Source organism: Bacteroidota bacterium, from assembly GCA_016706255.1.
Classification (GTDB): domain Bacteria; phylum Bacteroidota; class Bacteroidia; order Chitinophagales; family BACL12; genus UBA7236.
In genome coordinates this window covers 822127-839732 of sequence record JADJJZ010000003.1, presented here as the reverse complement: position 1 = coordinate 839732, position 17606 = coordinate 822127, and the positions used below count along the sequence as shown (strand labels likewise).

The window sequence follows — 17606 nt, the reverse complement described above, 5'->3', positions numbered from 1 at the left end:
CTTACTTATTGTCTTCGTCAAAATAACACTTAATGGTGTTCACTTTGCGTTGGAATTCAATGTGGTAAGTAAAGGTAAGCATGCCACCAAAAACATAAGTGTCATTATTTGTAGGATCACCTCTACCCTCTTCTATACGCACCAAATCAGGGCGAGTTCCGTCAGAAGGGTTGGATAAATAAGCCGCCATTGCAGCCTGGTCGATATCGTAATGCAAATAATAATAGTTCGGATTCGGATAATAGGTACTTACATCATCAATATAGTCGGTGGTTGTAAAGCGGCTGGCCATTTCAAAACCAAGCACCCAGTGATTGTAAGTTAATACTCGGAAACCACCTCCAATTGGGAAACATACCGCAATTCTATTGTATTTCTGACGGTCAGGGTATTCAGGTAAACCTTGGCCTTCGGTGCCTAAAGGTTGTAGATCAACCCATTTGCCATCATATTTTGCCTGCGGATTGAAGTAAAACGCGCCAATTCCACCGTATATATATGGACTCCAGCGTTTTTTCTTGATACCGGTGAACCTAAATAAACTTAATTCCACCATACCGGTAGCTTCAACAATCGGACTGCGAAAACTCAAATTCCGGTAATGTCTGAATTCATTATCTGTCAAGGCATCATCACCTTTTAACATAGAAGCATAAGCATTAAAACGGAAAGCAGTGCGCGGAATAAGTTCCTGACGGAAAACGATACCCAAAGCCGGTCTGGTTACTGCAGGGTCAACATCCCAGAAGAAAGGACGCCCAATGTCATCTGAACCCCCTAAATCACCCAGGAAGCTCGAAAAGCCCAAATTTGCTCCAAACTCACGTGAAAGTGTAATTGGCTGAGCGATAGCAGGTCTGCAAAATGCAAACAAAGCTATTCCTAGCGCTAGACACGTTATGTTTGTTTTTCTTTGCATGTGGGTCAATGATAAGGGAACCACGAAAATCATATTTTTTTTTAACAAAATCAAAAAAAACGGGCTAATAGGAGAAAAAATAAAATATAATTGACCTGAAGGAAACTTTCAAAAGAACGTTTTTATCCTGTCACATATTGTAATAATTTCATCCAATTTTAGGTCGGGATAAATTGGCAAGCGTAATAAATTTTCCTCAAATGCAATGCTGTTGGGCAGTTCAGGGCCTACATATTGTTTATCGTAATAGGGAGATTTGTGTAAACATTGGTAATGCGACACAGCTAAAATACCGGCTTCAAGCAGGTGTTTTGAGAGGTTTTCTCTGGCATCGCCAAATATGGTTAGGATGGCAAAAACATGGTGATTTTGGCCGGCATAATCCGGAATTTTAATAAAACGAAATGCCTTTGGAGCGAGTTCTGATAAATTCGAGTAGTAGGTTTCCCATTGTTTTGCCCGTGCTGATAGCAAATCATCAAAATTTTCAAGTTGTCCGTATAAAAAAGCGGCATTCAACTCCGATGGGGAAAAGCTGGAACCAATATCCAGCCATTGATATCTATTTACTTCTTTTCTGGAAAAAGCAGCCCGGTTTGTCCCTTTTTCCCAAATTATTTCAGCCCTGGCAATAAAACGTTCATCATTTATTACCAGCATACCACCTTCACCACACTGCACATTTTTTGTTTCATGAAAAGAAAAAGTGGCAAGATGACCAATACTACCAACCGGTAAACCATTATAATAGGAACCAATTGCAGCAGCGGCATCTTCAACAATAAACAAACGATGCGCTGCAGCAAGTTCGAGTATAGCCTGCATATTTGCCGCAATTCCACCGTAATGTGTTACGACGATGGCTTTTGTATTTTTTGTAATTATCTGAGCCAGGTTAGCTGTATCAATATTTGGAGTATCCTTTTCAGTATCGGCAAAAATTATTTTCGCGCCGCGCAATACAAATGCATTCGCCGTAGATACATACGTGTAAGTCGACATAATTACTTCGTCACCCGGAACGATATTTAATAAAATGGCTGCCATTTCCAAAGCATCTGTGCACGAATGGGTGAGCAGCACTTTATTAAATCCGAATTTATTTTCAAAAAAGGTTTGGCATTTTTCTGTATAATAGCCATTCCCGGAAATTTTTCCGCGCTGAATCGCATCTGAAATATAATTCATTTCGTTGCCGGAAATACAAGGTTTGTTAAATGGAATCATTACACGAAATTGAATTTATTTTTAATGCCGTATGAAATAAAATGTTTGTGTTTAAAAATACGAAATATACTAGTGGAAAATAAAATTTTAAATGCCAACGATAATGCTTTTTTAATTGAATACGTTGTAACCCCGGCAGCACGAATGTCGTGCTCCACAATTACATTTGTGGTTTTGGTTGCTGCATTTCGAACGGCAATTGGAAAAAAGAAAAAATAATATTTTTTATTAATGATTGCCTTAATTAGCGAATTTGAATAGATACCGAAATTTGCAGTTGAGCCATTTAATTCATAAAACGTAAACAAACCTAATACAGCATAAAACAAATTTGAATAAAACAATTTCAATCTACTGTCATGTCGTTTTTCTCTTCTTGCAAACACCGCATCATATCCATGTGTAGCCTGAATGAGCATATCAGCAATAAACTCCGGTTGATCCTGCAAATCGCAATCCATCACTACAACATATTCTCCTTTGGCATGGTCCAAACCTGCTTTTATCGCAATATGTTGTCCATAGTTTTTATCAAGAAATATTCCTTTAATTCGTTTGTCGACTGCAGCTAATTGTTGGATAATAATTTCTGAATTATCTGCACTACCATCATTAACAAGAATAATTTCAAATGCATTGGTTAAAGGTTCAACACATTTAATAATTCGGCGAACCAACAATTCAATTAATAATTCCCCCTGATAAACAGGACTAACAATGCTGATATATGTTGCTTCCTGCAAAATAAACAGAATAATTTTTTTCGTATTAAGCTTTAGCTGTAGGCCCGAAATTCATTGGTAATCCGCCAAATCCTTCATTTTCGGTAATAGGGCCGTGCATGCTTTCATATTTTTGAATATTATCAGCCAGTGCGCGTAATAATCTTTTTGCATGCTGCGGTGTCATTAATATTCTGCTTTTAACTTTTGCTTTTGGAACGCCGGGCATCACGCGGATAAAATCGATTACCATTTCTGCACTTGAATGGGTAATAATGGCAAGGTTTGAATAAATACCTTCTGCTACTTCCTCTGACAACTCAATATTGAGTTGGTTTTTTTCTTTCTGATCGCTCATGTCGTTTAATTTTGTTAGTAAAATTATCCCAAATTCACCGCATCTCGAAATTGTTTAGCAATTTAGCACAAACTTGAACTATGAAATCTTTCAGAAACCTGCTTGTTTTATTGTTTGTTGCCTGGATTTTTTCTGCCCTGTTTGCTTGTAAAAATAAGGCTGATGCGGAATCTGCCGTTGATTCCGACACAACCATGGTTTTAACCAAAGTGTTTCATCCCTTAACCCTTGATTCTCAAACACTCAGCACCTTTTTAGCGAAATATCCCGATTTTAATTACCATAAAGATGAGCTTTTTACCTTTTACCGAAACCGTAATTTCCAGTCGGCCTGGTTTAATGAATACGGTATTATTGAACAAGGCGGCTTTTTTATGAGTCAGCTCGACCATTTTGATGATGAGGGATTAAATGATTCCGTTTTATATTATTCCGAATTAAAAAAAACATACACTACAATTGCCGACCCACAATATAATTACGCCGGTGCCGATAAAATAACTACCCAATTCGAATTAATGCTGACTGCCGAATTTTTTGTTTATGCGCAGAAAGTGTGGTTCGGAATTAACGAAAAAACAACAAAAGAATTAGACTGGTATGTAACAAGAAAAACGGTGCCTTCGGTTGCCATTTTGGATTCAATTTTGTCTGGCGGGAAAAATTCATTTACTGCGTATGAACCGTTATATCCGCAATATCAATTATTGAAAAAAGAATTAAAAAAATATAAATTATTAACTGCTGAACCCTGGGATAGTTTAAAATTACCGGCCGATAAAAAATCTATTAAACCCGGCGATGATTATTCCGTAATTGCGGCTATTAAAAAACGATTGTATTTATTGGGAGATGCTGCTGTTTTGGATTCTACAACAATACTTGATTCCACAGCAGTTATTGCTGTTGAACAATTTCAATTACGTCATGGCTTAACTGCTGATGGTATTGCGGGAGAAAAGTTTTTCAGAGAATTAAATATAAGTCCTGCGGAACGTGTAAGGCAATTAGAAATAAACATGGAACGCATGCGCTGGCTGCCTGATGTGCCTTCCGGCGATTATATCATGGTAAATATTCCGGAATATACCATGCATATTTTTGAATCGGATAGTTTAGCCTGGGATATGAAAGTTGTAGTTGGAAAATCATCCAGCAGCACAACAATATTTAATGATGAACTGGAATATATTGTATTCAGTCCGTATTGGGTGCCACCACCAAGTATATTAAACAATGAAATTTTACCCGCCTTAAAAAAAGATCCCAATTATCTGAAAAAAGAAAATATGGAAGCTGTTGATCCATCCACAAAAAAAGTAGTGGATGTTTCAAATATTGACTGGGATAAGTATTCAAAAATACCTTATATCATTCGTCAAAAACCAGGTAACAGCAATTCACTGGGTTGGGTGAAATTTATTTTCCCGAACGAACACAACATTTATTTTCACGACACACCTTCGCGCAATTTATTCGAAAAAGAATCACGCAGCTTTAGTCATGGATGTATTCGTATTGCAGAACCAAAACGATTCGCCACTTATTTATTGCGCAATGATACCACCTATACCGAGCAAAAAATTGATTCCCTTTATTATTTAGGGCGAGAAACATATGTGAAGCTGGAAGAAAAAATTCCGGTTTATCTAGTCTATTTTACAGCATGGGTTGACACGAATGGATTAATTCATTTCAACCGTGATATTTATGGGCACGATGCAAAACTGGAACATACTTTATTCCCGCCTAAGGAAGTAATCCAATAAAAAAGCCTCCCTGTTACAGGAGGCTTAGTATGTTTAGTCAGAACTTTAATTAATCAAGTTCAATTGACTTTTTGCTTTTTTTAGCTGTTAGCTCTTCAATTTCTTCCTTGTTACCAACTATAGTGTTTAAGAAATGACGCTGACCTGTACCTGCAGGAATTTGATGTCCAACGATAACGTTTTCTTTCAGACCCATCAGGTAATCTGTTTTAGCAGATATAGATGCAGTGCTTAACACTTTAGTAGTTTCCTGGAATGAAGCTGCAGAAATCCAGCTGCGTGTTCCTAATGATGCTCTGGTAATACCGAGTAATAAAGGTGTTGCCGTAGCAGAAACCGCATCGCGATATTCGATAGGTTTTTTATCAGCGCGTTTCAGGTGTGAATTTTCTTCACGCAACTGACGTAAAGTAACAATATGACCGGCTTTGTATTTAGTTGAATCGCCGCTTTCAGTAATTACTTTTTTATCGAATATTCTGTCATTCTCTTCAAGGAAGTCGAGTTTATCTACGTTAGCATCTTCTAAGAATCTGGTATCACCGGCATCGGTAATAGTCATTTTCCGCATCATCTGACGAACGATAACTTCGATATGTTTATCATTGATTTTTACACCCTGTAAACGATATACTTCCTGAATTTCATTAACGATATATCCCTGAACAGCATAAGGACCTTTAATAGCAAGAATGTCGGAAGGTGTAATTGCACCATCACTTAATGGCATACCTGCGTATACATAGTCATTTTCCTGAACCAGAATTTGTTTTGAAAGTGGAACGAGGTATTTTTTCTTTTCACCATCGCGGCTTTCAATTTCAATTTCGCGGTTACCACGTTTAATTTTTCCGAAAGCAACAACACCATCAATTTCTGCAACAACTGCTGGGTTAGAAGGGTTACGTGCTTCAAATAATTCGGTTACACGTGGTAAACCACCCGTAATATCGCGCACTTTACCTAAGGCACGTGGTATTTTCGCTATAGTTTGACCTGATTTAACTTCATCTCCCGTTTCAACGTTGATGTGAGCGCCAACAGGTAAGTTATAACTTTTTACATCGCCACCTTTTTTATCTTTAATTAAGATGGTAGGTATTTTTGTTTTATCACGTGATTCAGAAATTACTTTTTCGCGGTGACCTGTTTGTTCATCACTTTCTTCACGATAGGTAATACCTTCAATGATATTTTCGTATTCAACAATACCAGGGAATTCAGAAACGATTACCGCGTTGAATGGATCCCATGAACAAATGGCATCACCTTTTTTCAACTCATCACCATCGCTTACATTTAATATTGAACCGTAAGGAACGTTGTTGGTAATTAACAATTTATTTGTTTTCGCTTCTATCAATTTCACTTCACCGGTACGACCAATTACGATACGTACTTTTTTGCCTTCATCATTTTTGGTATCAACAAAACGAACGCCGTCGAATTCAACTTTACCGTCAAATTTTGCAACGAGTTTTGATTCGGTATCAACGCTACCCGCAACACCCCCAACGTGGAAGGTACGTAATGTAAGCTGCGTTCCCGGTTCACCAATTGATTGTGCTGCAATAATACCTACTGCGTCACCGGCTTGTGCAACGCGATTGTTCGATAAGTTTGTTCCGTAACATTTTACGCAAACACCTTTTTTCGATTCACAGGTTAACACTGAACGAATTTCAACAGCCTCAATTGCTGTTTCATCAATTCTGTTTGCAATCGGTTCAGAAATTAATTCACCAGCTTTAACAATTAATTCATCGTTTAACGGATCATATACATCGTGCAAACTTGTACGACCAATGATACGCTCACTTAATGGCTCAACGATGTCTTCATTATCTTTTAATGCGCTGATAGAAATACCTCTTAATGTTTCGCAATCTACTTCGGTAATAACAACATCCTGAGCAACGTCAACCAAACGACGAGTAAGGTAACCGGCATCGGCTGTTTTTAACGCTGTATCGGCAAGACCTTTACGCGCACCGTGAGTAGAAATAAAGTATTCCAATACGCTCAATCCTGATTTCAGGTTTGAAAGAATTGGGTTTTCGATGATTCCACCTTCTCCTGATGCACCGGATTTACGTGGTTTCGCCATCAAACCACGCATAGCGGCTAACTGACGAATTTGTTCTTTAGAACCCCTCGCTCCGGAATCCAACATCATAAATACTGAGTTGAATCCTTTTTTATCATTAGTAAGTTTGGTAATTAAATCACCGGTTAATCTTGTATTTAATCGCGACCAGATATCGATAATCTGATTGTAACGTTCATTCTGTGTAATTACACCATACATGTGGTTGCTAATTACTTCATCAACTTCAGCTTGTGCAGCGTCAATTAATGCAGGTTTACTTTCTAACTCAACTAAATCGCTGATGTTGAAAGATAATCCACCGCGGAATGCTGAACGGAATCCGAGATCTTTAATATCATCCAAAAACTTCGCAGTTCTTGGAACATCTGTTCTGCGAATTACTTCACCAATTACTTTTGCGATTGCTTTTTTAGATAAAATTGCATTAATAAATCCAAGTTCAGCAGGTACTACTTCATTAAATAATACACGACCAACAGTGGTATCGATTAATTTATTTACAATTTTTTCGTCCTCCAGTATGTTTACTTTACATTTAATGTATGCATGTAATTCAACCTTACCTTCGTTGTAAGCAATAATTACTTCTTCTGCAGAATAAAATACTTTACCATCGCCCTGAACTAAATCATCTTTGGTAGATTTTTTTCCTTTAGAAGTATAATATAATCCTAATACCATGTCCTGAGAAGGAACGGTAATTGGATTTCCGTTTTGTGGGTTAAGGATATTGTGTGCACTTAACATCAACAATTGTGCTTCAAGAATTGCAGCATTGCTGAGTGGTACGTGAACCGCCATCTGGTCACCATCAAAGTCGGCGTTGAACGCAGAACAAACTAACGGGTGTAACTGGATTGCTTTTCCTTCAATTAATTTTGGTTGGAATGCCTGAATAGATAACCTGTGCAGAGTTGGTGCACGGTTAAGCATAATAGGATGTCCTTTCAAAATATTTTCGAGAATATCCCAAATAACAGGTTCTTTGCGATCAACTAATTTTTTAGCTGATTTAACTGTTTTTACGATACCTCTTTCAATGAGTTTACGAATAATAAACGGCTTAAATAATTCGGCCGCCATATCTTTTGGTAAACCACACTCATGTAATTTTAATTCAGGACCTACAACGATAACAGAACGGCCGGAATAATCGACACGTTTACCGAGTAAGTTCTGACGGAAACGACCTTGTTTACCTTTCAGTACATCGCTCAATGATTTTAATGCACGACCACCTTCTGCTTTAACGGCATTCGATTTACGTGAATTATCAAATAATGAGTCAACAGCTTCCTGTAACATCCTTTTTTCGTTACGAAGGATTACTTCAGGTGCTTTGATTTCGATTAATCGTTTCAAACGATTGTTACGAATAATTACCCGACGATATAAATCGTTCAAATCGGAACTCGCAAAACGACCACCATCCAGTGGCACTAATGGACGTAATTCCGGTGGAATAACAGGTAAATATTGAACAACCATCCATTCCGGACGATTTTCGTAACGACCAACTGCTTCACGGAACATTTCAACAACGCTCAAACGTTTTAACGCTTCAGCTTTACGTTGCTGTGATGTTTCTGTATTTGCCTGATGGCGCAATGCTGCTGATAAATCGTCGAGGTTAATGCGAGATAACATGGTAAACACCGCAGGTGCACCCATGTCGGCCATGAACTTATTCGGATCATTGTCGTCAAGCATTTGATTTTCTTTAGGTAATGTTTCCAATACCTCAAGATATTCTTCCTCTGTAATTAAATCATGTGTTTTATAGCTTTTTAATTCGCCATTAATCATGATTCCTTCCGTCAGCGGACCTGGTTGAATAACGCAAAAGCGTTCGTAATAAACTATAGATTCCAGTTTTTTAGAACTCATTCCCAATAAATAACCTATTTTATTCGGGAGTGATTTAAAATACCAGATATGTACAACTGGAACAACTAATTTGATATGCCCCATACGTTCGCGACGAACTTTCTTTTCGGTAACTTCCACACCGCAGCGATCGCAAACAATACCTTTATAGCGAATACGTTTATATTTTCCGCAATAACATTCATAATCCTTAATTGGACCAAAAATACGTTCGCAGAATAAACCGTCGCGTTCAGGTTTGTACGTTCTGTAGTTAATAGTTTCAGGCTTCAGTACTTCACCGTATGAGCGTTCCAGAATTGAATCGGGCGATGCCAGTCCAATGCTGATTCTGGTGAAGTCTGGTTTGATCTTGATATCCTTTTTGAAAGGCATATGCTGATTGTATTTTACTATGAAATGAAATTATTCAAATTTTAAATCGAGCGCTAAGCCGCGTAACTCATGTACCAATACGTTAAATGATTCCGGAATTTGTGGAATCGGCATGTTTTCGCCTTTAACAATTGATTCATAGGTTTTTGCACGTCCAACAATATCGTCAGATTTAACGGTAAGTAACTCTTGCAATATAGTTGATGCACCATATGCTTCGAGTGCCCAAACCTCCATCTCACCAAAACGCTGACCACCGAATTGTGCTTTACCACCAAGCGGCTGTTGTGTAATGAGTGAATATGGTCCGATTGAACGAGCGTGCATTTTATCATCCACCATGTGATTCAGTTTGATCATATAAATAACCCCAACTGTAGCTTTTTGGTGGAAGCGGTCACCTGTTTCGCCATCATATAAATAAGTACTACCTAATGCAGGTAATTCTGCTTGTAAAATATATGATTCGATATCAGATAATTCGGCACCATCAAAAATTGGTGTTGCGAATTTTACGCCTAATTTAATTCCTGCCCAGCCTAATACTGTTTCATAAATCTGACCAAGGTTCATACGAGATGGCACCCCAAGCGGATTTAATACAATATCAACCGGTGAACCATCTTCAAGGAAAGGCATATCTTCTGCACGAACAATACGTGCAACGATACCTTTATTTCCGTGACGACCTGCTAATTTATCACCAACACGTAATTTACGTTTGTTTGCAATAAATACTTTAGCCAGTTTGATTACACCTGTAGGCAATTCATCACCAACGCTGATATTGAATTTTTCGCGTTTATAACGACCGAGTTCTTCGTTTACTTTAATACCATAATTATGTAAAGTCATACGTACCATGTCATCAGTTTCCGGTTCGCCGGTCCAATTGTATGGGTCAATATTGCTGAAGTTAATTCCTTCAAGCACTTTTACATTGAATTTGGTTTTAGATGGAACGAGTTCTTCTTTATAAGCAGTTTTAACGCCGGAAGATTTTTTATCCTTAAGAATAAGTGTTAATTTATCAATAAGAATAGTTCTTAATTCGTCCATAGCGCGAGTATGATCTTTCTCTAATTTTTCGAGAGCGATTTTTTCTCTTGCTTTAGCGTTTTTATCTTTTTTAGCGCGCGCAAATAATTTTTTATCAATAACAGTTCCTTCAATTGATGGTGGAACTTTTAATGATGCATCTTTTACGTCGCCGGCTTTATCACCGAAGATTGCACGTAATAATTTTTCTTCCGGAGTTGGGTCAGTTTCACCTTTTGGAGTGATTTTACCAATTAAAATATCTCCTTCTTTTACGTGTGCTCCTAAACGGATAACACCGTTGGCATCGAGGTCTTTGGTAGCCTCTTCCGAAACGTTTGGAATATCAGAAGTTAATTCTTCTTCACCTAATTTGGTGTCACGAACTTCTAATTCAAATTCTTCAATCTGAATAGAAGTGAATAAATCTTCTTTTACTACACGCTCAGAAATAACGATAGCATCCTCAAAATTGTAACCTTTCCAAGGCATGAATGCCACTTTAAGGTTAGTTCCGAGTGCTAATTCGCCACCTTCAGTTCCGTAACCTTCGCAAAGTACTTCACCTTCGCTTACGCGCTGACCTTTAACCACAATTGGTCGCAGGTTGATACAGGTGCTTTGGTTGGTTTTTTTGAATTTACGCAGTTTGTAAACTTTGCGGTTATCTTCAAAACTTACGAGAGAGTCATTATCTCCAACATCGTAACGGATGATAATTTCGTTAGCATCAACATACTCAACAACACCATTACCTTCGGCGTTAACGAGCATTTTTGAATCGGATGCTACTTTTTCTTCCAAACCGGTTCCAACAACAGGTGCCTGCGGTTTTAACAGCGGAACAGCCTGACGTTGCATGTTTGAACCCATGAGCGCACGGTTGGCGTCATCGTGTTCAAGGAATGGAATTAAAGAAGCCGAAACACCAACAATCTGGTTAGGTGCAACGTCCATGTATTGAACACGTTCAGGTTCAAATTCAAGGAATTCACCTTGTTCGCGGCCTTTTATTTTACTGATTGTGAAATTACCTTTTTCATCAACCGGAACGTTCGACTGAGCGATTACAAATCTGTCTTCGTCGTCGGCATTCAGGTAAACGATATCACCTTTTAAATCGACACGACCATTTTCCACCTTGCGGTATGGCGTTTCGATAAAGCCCATTTTGTTGATTTTCGCGTGTACACAAAGTGTAGAAATCAAACCGATGTTTGGTCCCTCCGGAGTTTCGATAGTACATAAACGGCCATAATGGCTGTAATGCACGTCACGTACCTCAAAACCTGCACGTTCGCGACTCAAACCGCCGGGTCCTAATGCGGAGATACGACGTTTTGCCGTGATTTCCGCTAATGGGTTAACCTGGTCGAGGAACTGGCTTAACTGGCTGGTTCCGAAAAATGAGTTAATTACAGATGATAATGTTCTTGCATTAATCAATTCGATTGGCGTAAACACCTCGTTATCACGTACGTTCATACGTTCACGGATTGTTCTTGCCATACGGGCTAAACCGATACCGAATTGTGCATATAATTGTTCACCAACGGTACGAACACGACGATTGCTCAAGTGATCGATATCATCAATTTCAGCTTTGTTATTTGATAACTCTACGAGGTAGCGAATGATGGCAATAATGTCATCTTTCGTTAACACCTTGGTATCAATTGAGATATGGTGGTGATTTAATTTTTGGTTGATTTTATAACGACCAACTTCACCTAAGTCGTAACGTTTATCGGAGAAGAACAACTTATCGATAATACCGCGGGCGGTATCATCATCTGGTGGTTCTGCGCCACGTAACTGACGATAGATATGCTGAACTGCTTCGAGTTCAGAGTTAGAAACGTCTTTTTGTAATGTATTGAGGATAATACCGTAGTCAACAGTAACATCATCACGCGTAAGAATTACCTTTTGAACGCCGGTTTCGATAATTTGTGCGATGTTATCAGCACTCATTACGGTATCGCGTTCGAGGATAACCTCATTACGTTCGATGGATACAACTTCTCCGGTATCTTCATCTACGAAGTCTTCGCGCCAGGTTTTTAATACGCGGGCAGCGAGTTTACGACCGATGTGTTTCTTAAGCGTTTTTTCATCCGCTTTAACTTCCTCAGCCAATCCGAATAATTCAAGAATGTCTTTATCGGAATCATAACCAATAGCACGCAATAAAGTAGTAACCGGGAATTTCTTCTTACGGTCGATGTATGCGTACATTACGTTATTGATATCGGTAGCAAATTCCATCCATGCGCCTTTAAAAGGAATCACACGAGCGGAATAAATTTTGGTACCATTTGGATGGACGCTCTGACCGAAAAATACGCCCGGTGAGCGGTGGAGTTGAGAAACAACAATACGTTCAGCACCATTGATGATGAACGTTCCTTTCGGAGTCATGTAAGGAATATTTCCTAGAAAAACATCCTGAACGATAGTTTGGAAGTCAATATGTTCCTCATCGTTACAAGAGAGTCGGAGTTTTGCCTTTAAAGGTACACTATAAGTTAAACCACGTTCCATACATTCCTCCATTGAATAACGGGGAGGATCGATGAAATAGTCAAGAAATTCCAACACGAAAATGCTGCGTGCGTCTGTAATCGGGAAGTTTTCAGTAAACACCCGGTACAGCCCTTCCGTTCTTCTGTTTTCAGAAGTTGTTTCAAGCTGGAAAAAGTCTTTGAACGATTTAACTTGTATGTCTAAAAGGTCTGGATAATTACCTGCTCTTTTTATTTTTCCGAAATTTATTCTTTCAGGTTTTCTGGAGGTTGCAGTAGATTTTGGCATACAATATCAAAGCTTTGATATAATAAAATAACAAATAGGCTATCCCGATATTGGCATCGGGATTAGCCTTATTAAAATTTGTCTCCGCCCGAAGGCAGAAAGAACCGGGCGAGATTATTTAACCTCTACCTCAGCACCAGCTTCAGTAAGCTGCTTAGCGATATCGTCAGCAGTTGCTTTATCTACGCCTTCTTTTACCGGTTTCGGAGCAGCATCTACTAAATCTTTAGCTTCTTTTAAGCCAAGACCAGTGAGGTCTTTTACAACTTTCACTACAGATAATTTAGCAGCACCTGCGTTTTTAAGAATTACGTCGAACGTGGTTTTTTCAGCAGCTGCATCAGCAGCGCCTGCGCCTGATCCACCAGCTGCAGCCATCATTACGGGTGCAGAAGCGGCAGGTTCGATACCATATTCTTCTTTAAGGATTTTTGCCAGTTCATTAACCTCTTTTACAGATAAGCTTACTAACTTCTCTGCAAATTCTTTTAATTCAGCCATTGATTTGAGTTTTTATTGATTTAGAAAAATTGTTAGTTAATTTGAAATTATTTGTCCTCTCTTTCTGAGAGTGTTTTTACGATTCCGGCTAATTTTTGCTCGCTTGACAATAATGCTGAAATAACATTTTTTGCAGGAGATTGGAGTAAACCAATAATATCGCCGATAAGTTCTTCTTTGCTCTTCAGGTTGATTAATGCATCAAGGTTGTTATCACCAATAAATACATCTTCTCCAACATAAGCACCTTTTAAAAGCGGCTTTTCTTTTTGATTTTCAGTGCGAAACTTTTTAATCAGTTTAGCAGGTTCATTTGAAGACTCGCTAAACATTACAGAAGTTTCACCGTGGAGGATATTGAAGAGACCTTCATATTTTAAACCATGTGCATCGAATGCCTTACGAAGTAAAGTATTTTTTACCACTTCGAATTTCACGCCTCTTTCGAAACATAATCTTCTTAATTTGTTTACGTCTTCAACGGTCATTGCAGAAGCGTCGGTCAGATAAAAGTTGTCGTATTGCGACACCTTTACTTTGAGTTCTTCAATTACGGCCGATTTTTGTTCTTTGTTCATCTTGTATGAATTTCGATGATTAGCATTAATGAATTTCAGTTACACTTTTTGGATCAATTGCGATACCAGGGCTCATGGTAGAGGCCATAGTAATGCTTTTGAAATACGCACCTTTTGCAGAAGCCGGTTTTAATTTAGCCAATGCTTTGATGAGCTCTTCAGAGTTTTCTGCAATCTGATCAGGATTGAAAGAAATTCTACCAATTGAAGAGTGAATAATTCCGTATTTGTCTACCTTAAAGGCAACCTTTCCTTTTTTAACTTCGGTGATAGCCTGACCAACTTCATTGGTAACAGTACCAACTTTAGGGTTAGGCATCAGGTTTCTTGGACCTAATACACGACCGAGTTTTGCAATTTTAGGCATTACTGACGGAGTTGCAATAACAACATCCATGTCTATCCAACCGCCGACAATTTTGTCTACGAATTCGTCAAGACCTACGTAATCAGCACCTGCTTTTCTTGCTTCGTCTTCCTTATCAGGAGTACACAGCACGAGAACTTTTTTATCTCTACCTGTTCCGTGAGGCAATGCGGTAGTTCCTCTGATGGCCTGATCAGCCTTACGAGGGTCAATACCCAGTCTCACATGGAGGTCAACAGATGCATTGAACTTGCAGGTTGTTGATTTTTTTACAAGTTCAGCAGCTTCCCTCAACGAATATAGTTTGTTGGAGTCAACTAATGCCTGAACCTTTTTTCTGTTCTTTGTAAGTTTCACTTCTTATAATTTTTTAGTTGACTTAATTGTTGATCCAAGGTGCGTCTCCGGTAACGGTAATACCCATACTGCGGGCAGTTCCTGCTACCATTTTCATAGCACTTTCTACTGTAAAACAATTCAGGTCCGGCATTTTTTCCTGAGCGATCGTTTTTATCTGATCCCAAGAAATAGAACCAACCTTGTTGCGGTTAGGTTCAGCAGAGCCTTTTTGTTTTTTGGTAGCTTCGAGTATAAGTACTGCTGCCGGAGGTGTTTTAATGATAAACTCGAAAGATTTATCTTTATAAACGGTTATCACAACAGGACATACCTTACCCATTTTATCTTGTGTTCTTGCATTAAATTGTTTGCAGAACTCCATGATATTAATACCTTTAGAACCTAACGCAGGACCAATTGGCGGGGCAGGGTTTGCCTGTCCTCCTTTAACCTGCAGTTTTACATACGTTTGAATTTCTTTAGCCATATCAGCTTACTTTTTCTACCTGTGCGAAGTTTAATTCCACTGGTGTTTTTCTACCGAATATTTTTACGATTACTTTAACTTTTTTCTTGTCTTCGTGCACTTCATCAACATTTCCTAAGAACTCGTTAAACGGACCATCAATAATTTTCACTGTTTCACCAATGATAAATGGTTCATTCATTGAAGCACCTTCCTCACTCATTTCATCCATTTTACCCAGAATCCGGTTCACTTCATTGCGGCGCAGGGCAATTGGTTGTTCTTTTCCCAGAAAGTCGATAACACTGGTAATACCGGTTATCGTTTGCATCATTTCCGGGGTCATTTTTCCTTCAGTTGCTTCGATCAGGATATAGCCCGGCAGACTGTTTTTTTCGTGGATTACCTTTTTACCGTTTTTAATCTTATAGATTTTTTCGGTAGGAACAAGAACCTGTGATACAATGTGGTCCCATCCAAGGCGTTTCACATGCTGTTCAATATAGTCTCTCAGCTTGCGTTCCTTTCCACTGATCACTCTTAATACATACCATTTTTTGTCTGCCATTAGTTATATGATCTGGTGGTTAAAACAATCCGTAGAATAAGTCGAGCAATTCCTTAGATGCTAAGTCCATAACAAATACTATTACAGATATAATCAGGAAGGCAACTAATACCAATTGGGTACTTGATTGCAGCTCGGGCCATGTTGGCCAGCTCACTTTAAATCTGAGCTCCTGATACGCTTCGCTTATAAATACTCTTAACTTATTCATTTTCTTTATTTGTTGCACGGGTGGAGAGGCTCGAACTCCCAGCCTACGGTTTTGGAGACCGCCACTCTACCAATTGAGCTACACCCGTATGGGCGGAAAATCCGCTTTACGGGCGGATTTTCCTGTTTATTTATTTTAAAATTTCAGTTACCTGACCAGCACCTACGGTTCTACCACCTTCGCGGATAGCGAAACGGAGGTTTTTCTCCATAGCAATCGGATAAATGAGTTTTACTGTAATTGTAATGTTATCACCTGGCATTACCATTTCTACTCCTTCCGGTAAGGTGATTTCACCTGTTACGTCAGTTGTACGGAAATAGAATTGAGGACGATATTTGTTAAAGAATGGGGTATGACGACCACCTTCTTCTTTTTTCAATACGTAAACTTCGCATTTGAATTCAGTGTGCGGGGTTACGCTACCTGGTTTACAGATAACCATACCACGTTTTAACTGATCTTTCTCAATACCACGGAGTAATAAACCGGCATTGTCACCAGCTTCACCACGGTCAAGAATTTTGCGGAACATCTCAACACCTGTTACAGTAGATTTTAATGCTTCTGCAGTTAAACCGATAATATCAACACCTTCACCTGAGTTAATGATACCTCTTTCGATACGACCTGTTGCTACAGTACCACGACCTGTGATAGAGAACACATCTTCGATAGGCATTAAGAAAGGTAATTCAGTCAGACGTGGAGGAATTGGAATGTCTTTATCCACAGCATCCATCAAGTCTAAAATTGCCTGTTTACCGGCAGCTTCACCTTCAAGTGCTTTTAATGCTGAACCTTTAATGATAGAAATAGTATCACCAGGGAAGCTATAGAAAGTAAGCAAATCGCGAACTTCCATCTCAACCAAATCCAATAATTCAGGATCGTCAACAAGGTCAACTTTATTCATGAATACTACAATTGCAGGTACACCTACCTGGCGAGCTAAGAGGATATGCTCACGTGTTTGTGGCATAGGACCATCTGTAGCAGCAACCACGAGAATTGCACCATCCATCTGAGCAGCACCCGTTACCATGTTTTTCACATAGTCGGCGTGTCCCGGACAGTCAACGTGTGCATAGTGACGGTTTTCCGTTTCATATTCAACGTGAGCTGTATTGATGGTGATACCTCTTTCTTTTTCTTCAGGTGCAGCATCAATTGAATCATAATCTTTCTTCTGAGCAAGACCTTTTTCTGAAAGAACTGAGGTAATTGCTGAAGTCAAGGTTGTTTTACCGTGATCCACGTGACCGATTGTACCGATGTTCACGTGTGGTTTCGAACGTACGAAATTTTCTTTAGCCATTTTATAAAATTTAAAAAATTGTATTATTTAATATTTAAC

Annotated in this window: 14 protein-coding genes and 1 tRNA gene; 1 reads left to right on the top strand and 14 read right to left on the bottom strand. The window is 38.8% G+C overall.

The features are described from left to right. Position 1: 1 nt before the first annotated feature. The 4 genes from IPI65_05450 to IPI65_05435 all read right to left on the bottom strand — a co-directional run bounded on the left by IPI65_05450 (position 2) and on the right by IPI65_05435 (position 3226). The gene (locus tag IPI65_05450; protein ID MBK7440975.1) at positions 2–919 is read right to left on the bottom strand and encodes a hypothetical protein; all 918 of its coding nucleotides are present in this window, start codon (positions 917–919) and stop codon (positions 2–4) included. Positions 920–1027: 108 nt separating this feature from the next. Beyond that, positions 1028–2146, bottom strand: a complete 1119-nt coding sequence (gene rffA / locus IPI65_05445) for a dTDP-4-amino-4,6-dideoxygalactose transaminase (protein MBK7440974.1) — start codon at positions 2144–2146, stop codon at positions 1028–1030. Next, a complete protein-coding gene (locus tag IPI65_05440; GenBank protein ID MBK7440973.1) occupies positions 2146–2889 on the bottom strand; it encodes a glycosyltransferase family 2 protein in 744 nt (247 codons plus the stop codon). Before IPI65_05440 ends, rffA begins: the two co-directional genes overlap by 1 nt. A gap of 25 nt (positions 2890–2914) precedes the next feature. Then, complete coding sequence (locus IPI65_05435) at positions 2915–3226, bottom strand: DUF3467 domain-containing protein (GenBank protein MBK7440972.1); 312 nt, start codon at positions 3224–3226, stop codon at positions 2915–2917. An 80-nt stretch (positions 3227–3306) separates the two neighbouring features. Between IPI65_05435 and IPI65_05430 the strand changes: the two genes are divergently transcribed. Next, positions 3307–4995 (top strand): L,D-transpeptidase family protein, encoded by a 1689-nt coding sequence (locus tag IPI65_05430; protein MBK7440971.1) that lies wholly within the window; start codon positions 3307–3309, stop codon positions 4993–4995. A gap of 49 nt (positions 4996–5044) precedes the next feature. Here the strand turns inward: IPI65_05430 and rpoC are convergent, their stop codons facing one another. From rpoC to tuf, 10 genes are all read right to left on the bottom strand, one after another. Continuing rightward, positions 5045–9367: a DNA-directed RNA polymerase subunit beta' gene (gene rpoC / locus IPI65_05425; GenBank protein MBK7440970.1), complete on the bottom strand. Its 4323-nt coding sequence runs from the start codon at positions 9365–9367 to the stop codon at positions 5045–5047. A gap of 30 nt (positions 9368–9397) precedes the next feature. Next, positions 9398–13219: a DNA-directed RNA polymerase subunit beta gene (gene rpoB / locus IPI65_05420; protein MBK7440969.1), complete on the bottom strand. Its 3822-nt coding sequence runs from the start codon at positions 13217–13219 to the stop codon at positions 9398–9400. A 114-nt stretch (positions 13220–13333) separates the two neighbouring features. Beyond that, entirely contained in the window at positions 13334–13720 is a 387-nt protein-coding gene (gene rplL / locus IPI65_05415; GenBank protein ID MBK7440968.1) for a 50S ribosomal protein L7/L12, read from the bottom strand. Positions 13721–13767: 47 nt separating this feature from the next. Next, positions 13768–14298 carry a 50S ribosomal protein L10 gene (locus tag IPI65_05410; GenBank protein ID MBK7440967.1) on the bottom strand — a complete coding sequence of 177 codons (531 nt, stop codon included), beginning with the start codon at positions 14296–14298 and terminating at the stop codon, positions 13768–13770. 25 nt (positions 14299–14323) lie between these two features. Then, complete coding sequence (locus tag IPI65_05405; GenBank protein ID MBK7440966.1) at positions 14324–15022, bottom strand: 50S ribosomal protein L1; 699 nt, start codon at positions 15020–15022, stop codon at positions 14324–14326. Positions 15023–15044: 22 nt separating this feature from the next. Further along, positions 15045–15491 (bottom strand): 50S ribosomal protein L11, encoded by a 447-nt coding sequence (rplK, locus tag IPI65_05400; GenBank protein ID MBK7440965.1) that lies wholly within the window; start codon positions 15489–15491, stop codon positions 15045–15047. 1 nt (position 15492) lies between these two features. Continuing rightward, a complete protein-coding gene (nusG, locus tag IPI65_05395; GenBank protein ID MBK7440964.1) occupies positions 15493–16038 on the bottom strand; it encodes a transcription termination/antitermination factor NusG in 546 nt (181 codons plus the stop codon). A gap of 19 nt (positions 16039–16057) precedes the next feature. Next, a complete protein-coding gene (gene secE / locus IPI65_05390) occupies positions 16058–16249 on the bottom strand; it encodes a preprotein translocase subunit SecE (protein MBK7440963.1) in 192 nt (63 codons plus the stop codon). Positions 16250–16264: 15 nt separating this feature from the next. Beyond that, positions 16265–16337 (bottom strand) — tRNA-Trp (locus IPI65_05385). A gap of 42 nt (positions 16338–16379) precedes the next feature. After that, positions 16380–17567, bottom strand: a complete 1188-nt coding sequence (gene tuf, locus IPI65_05380) for an elongation factor Tu (GenBank protein MBK7440962.1) — start codon at positions 17565–17567, stop codon at positions 16380–16382. Positions 17568–17606 lie beyond the last annotated feature (39 nt).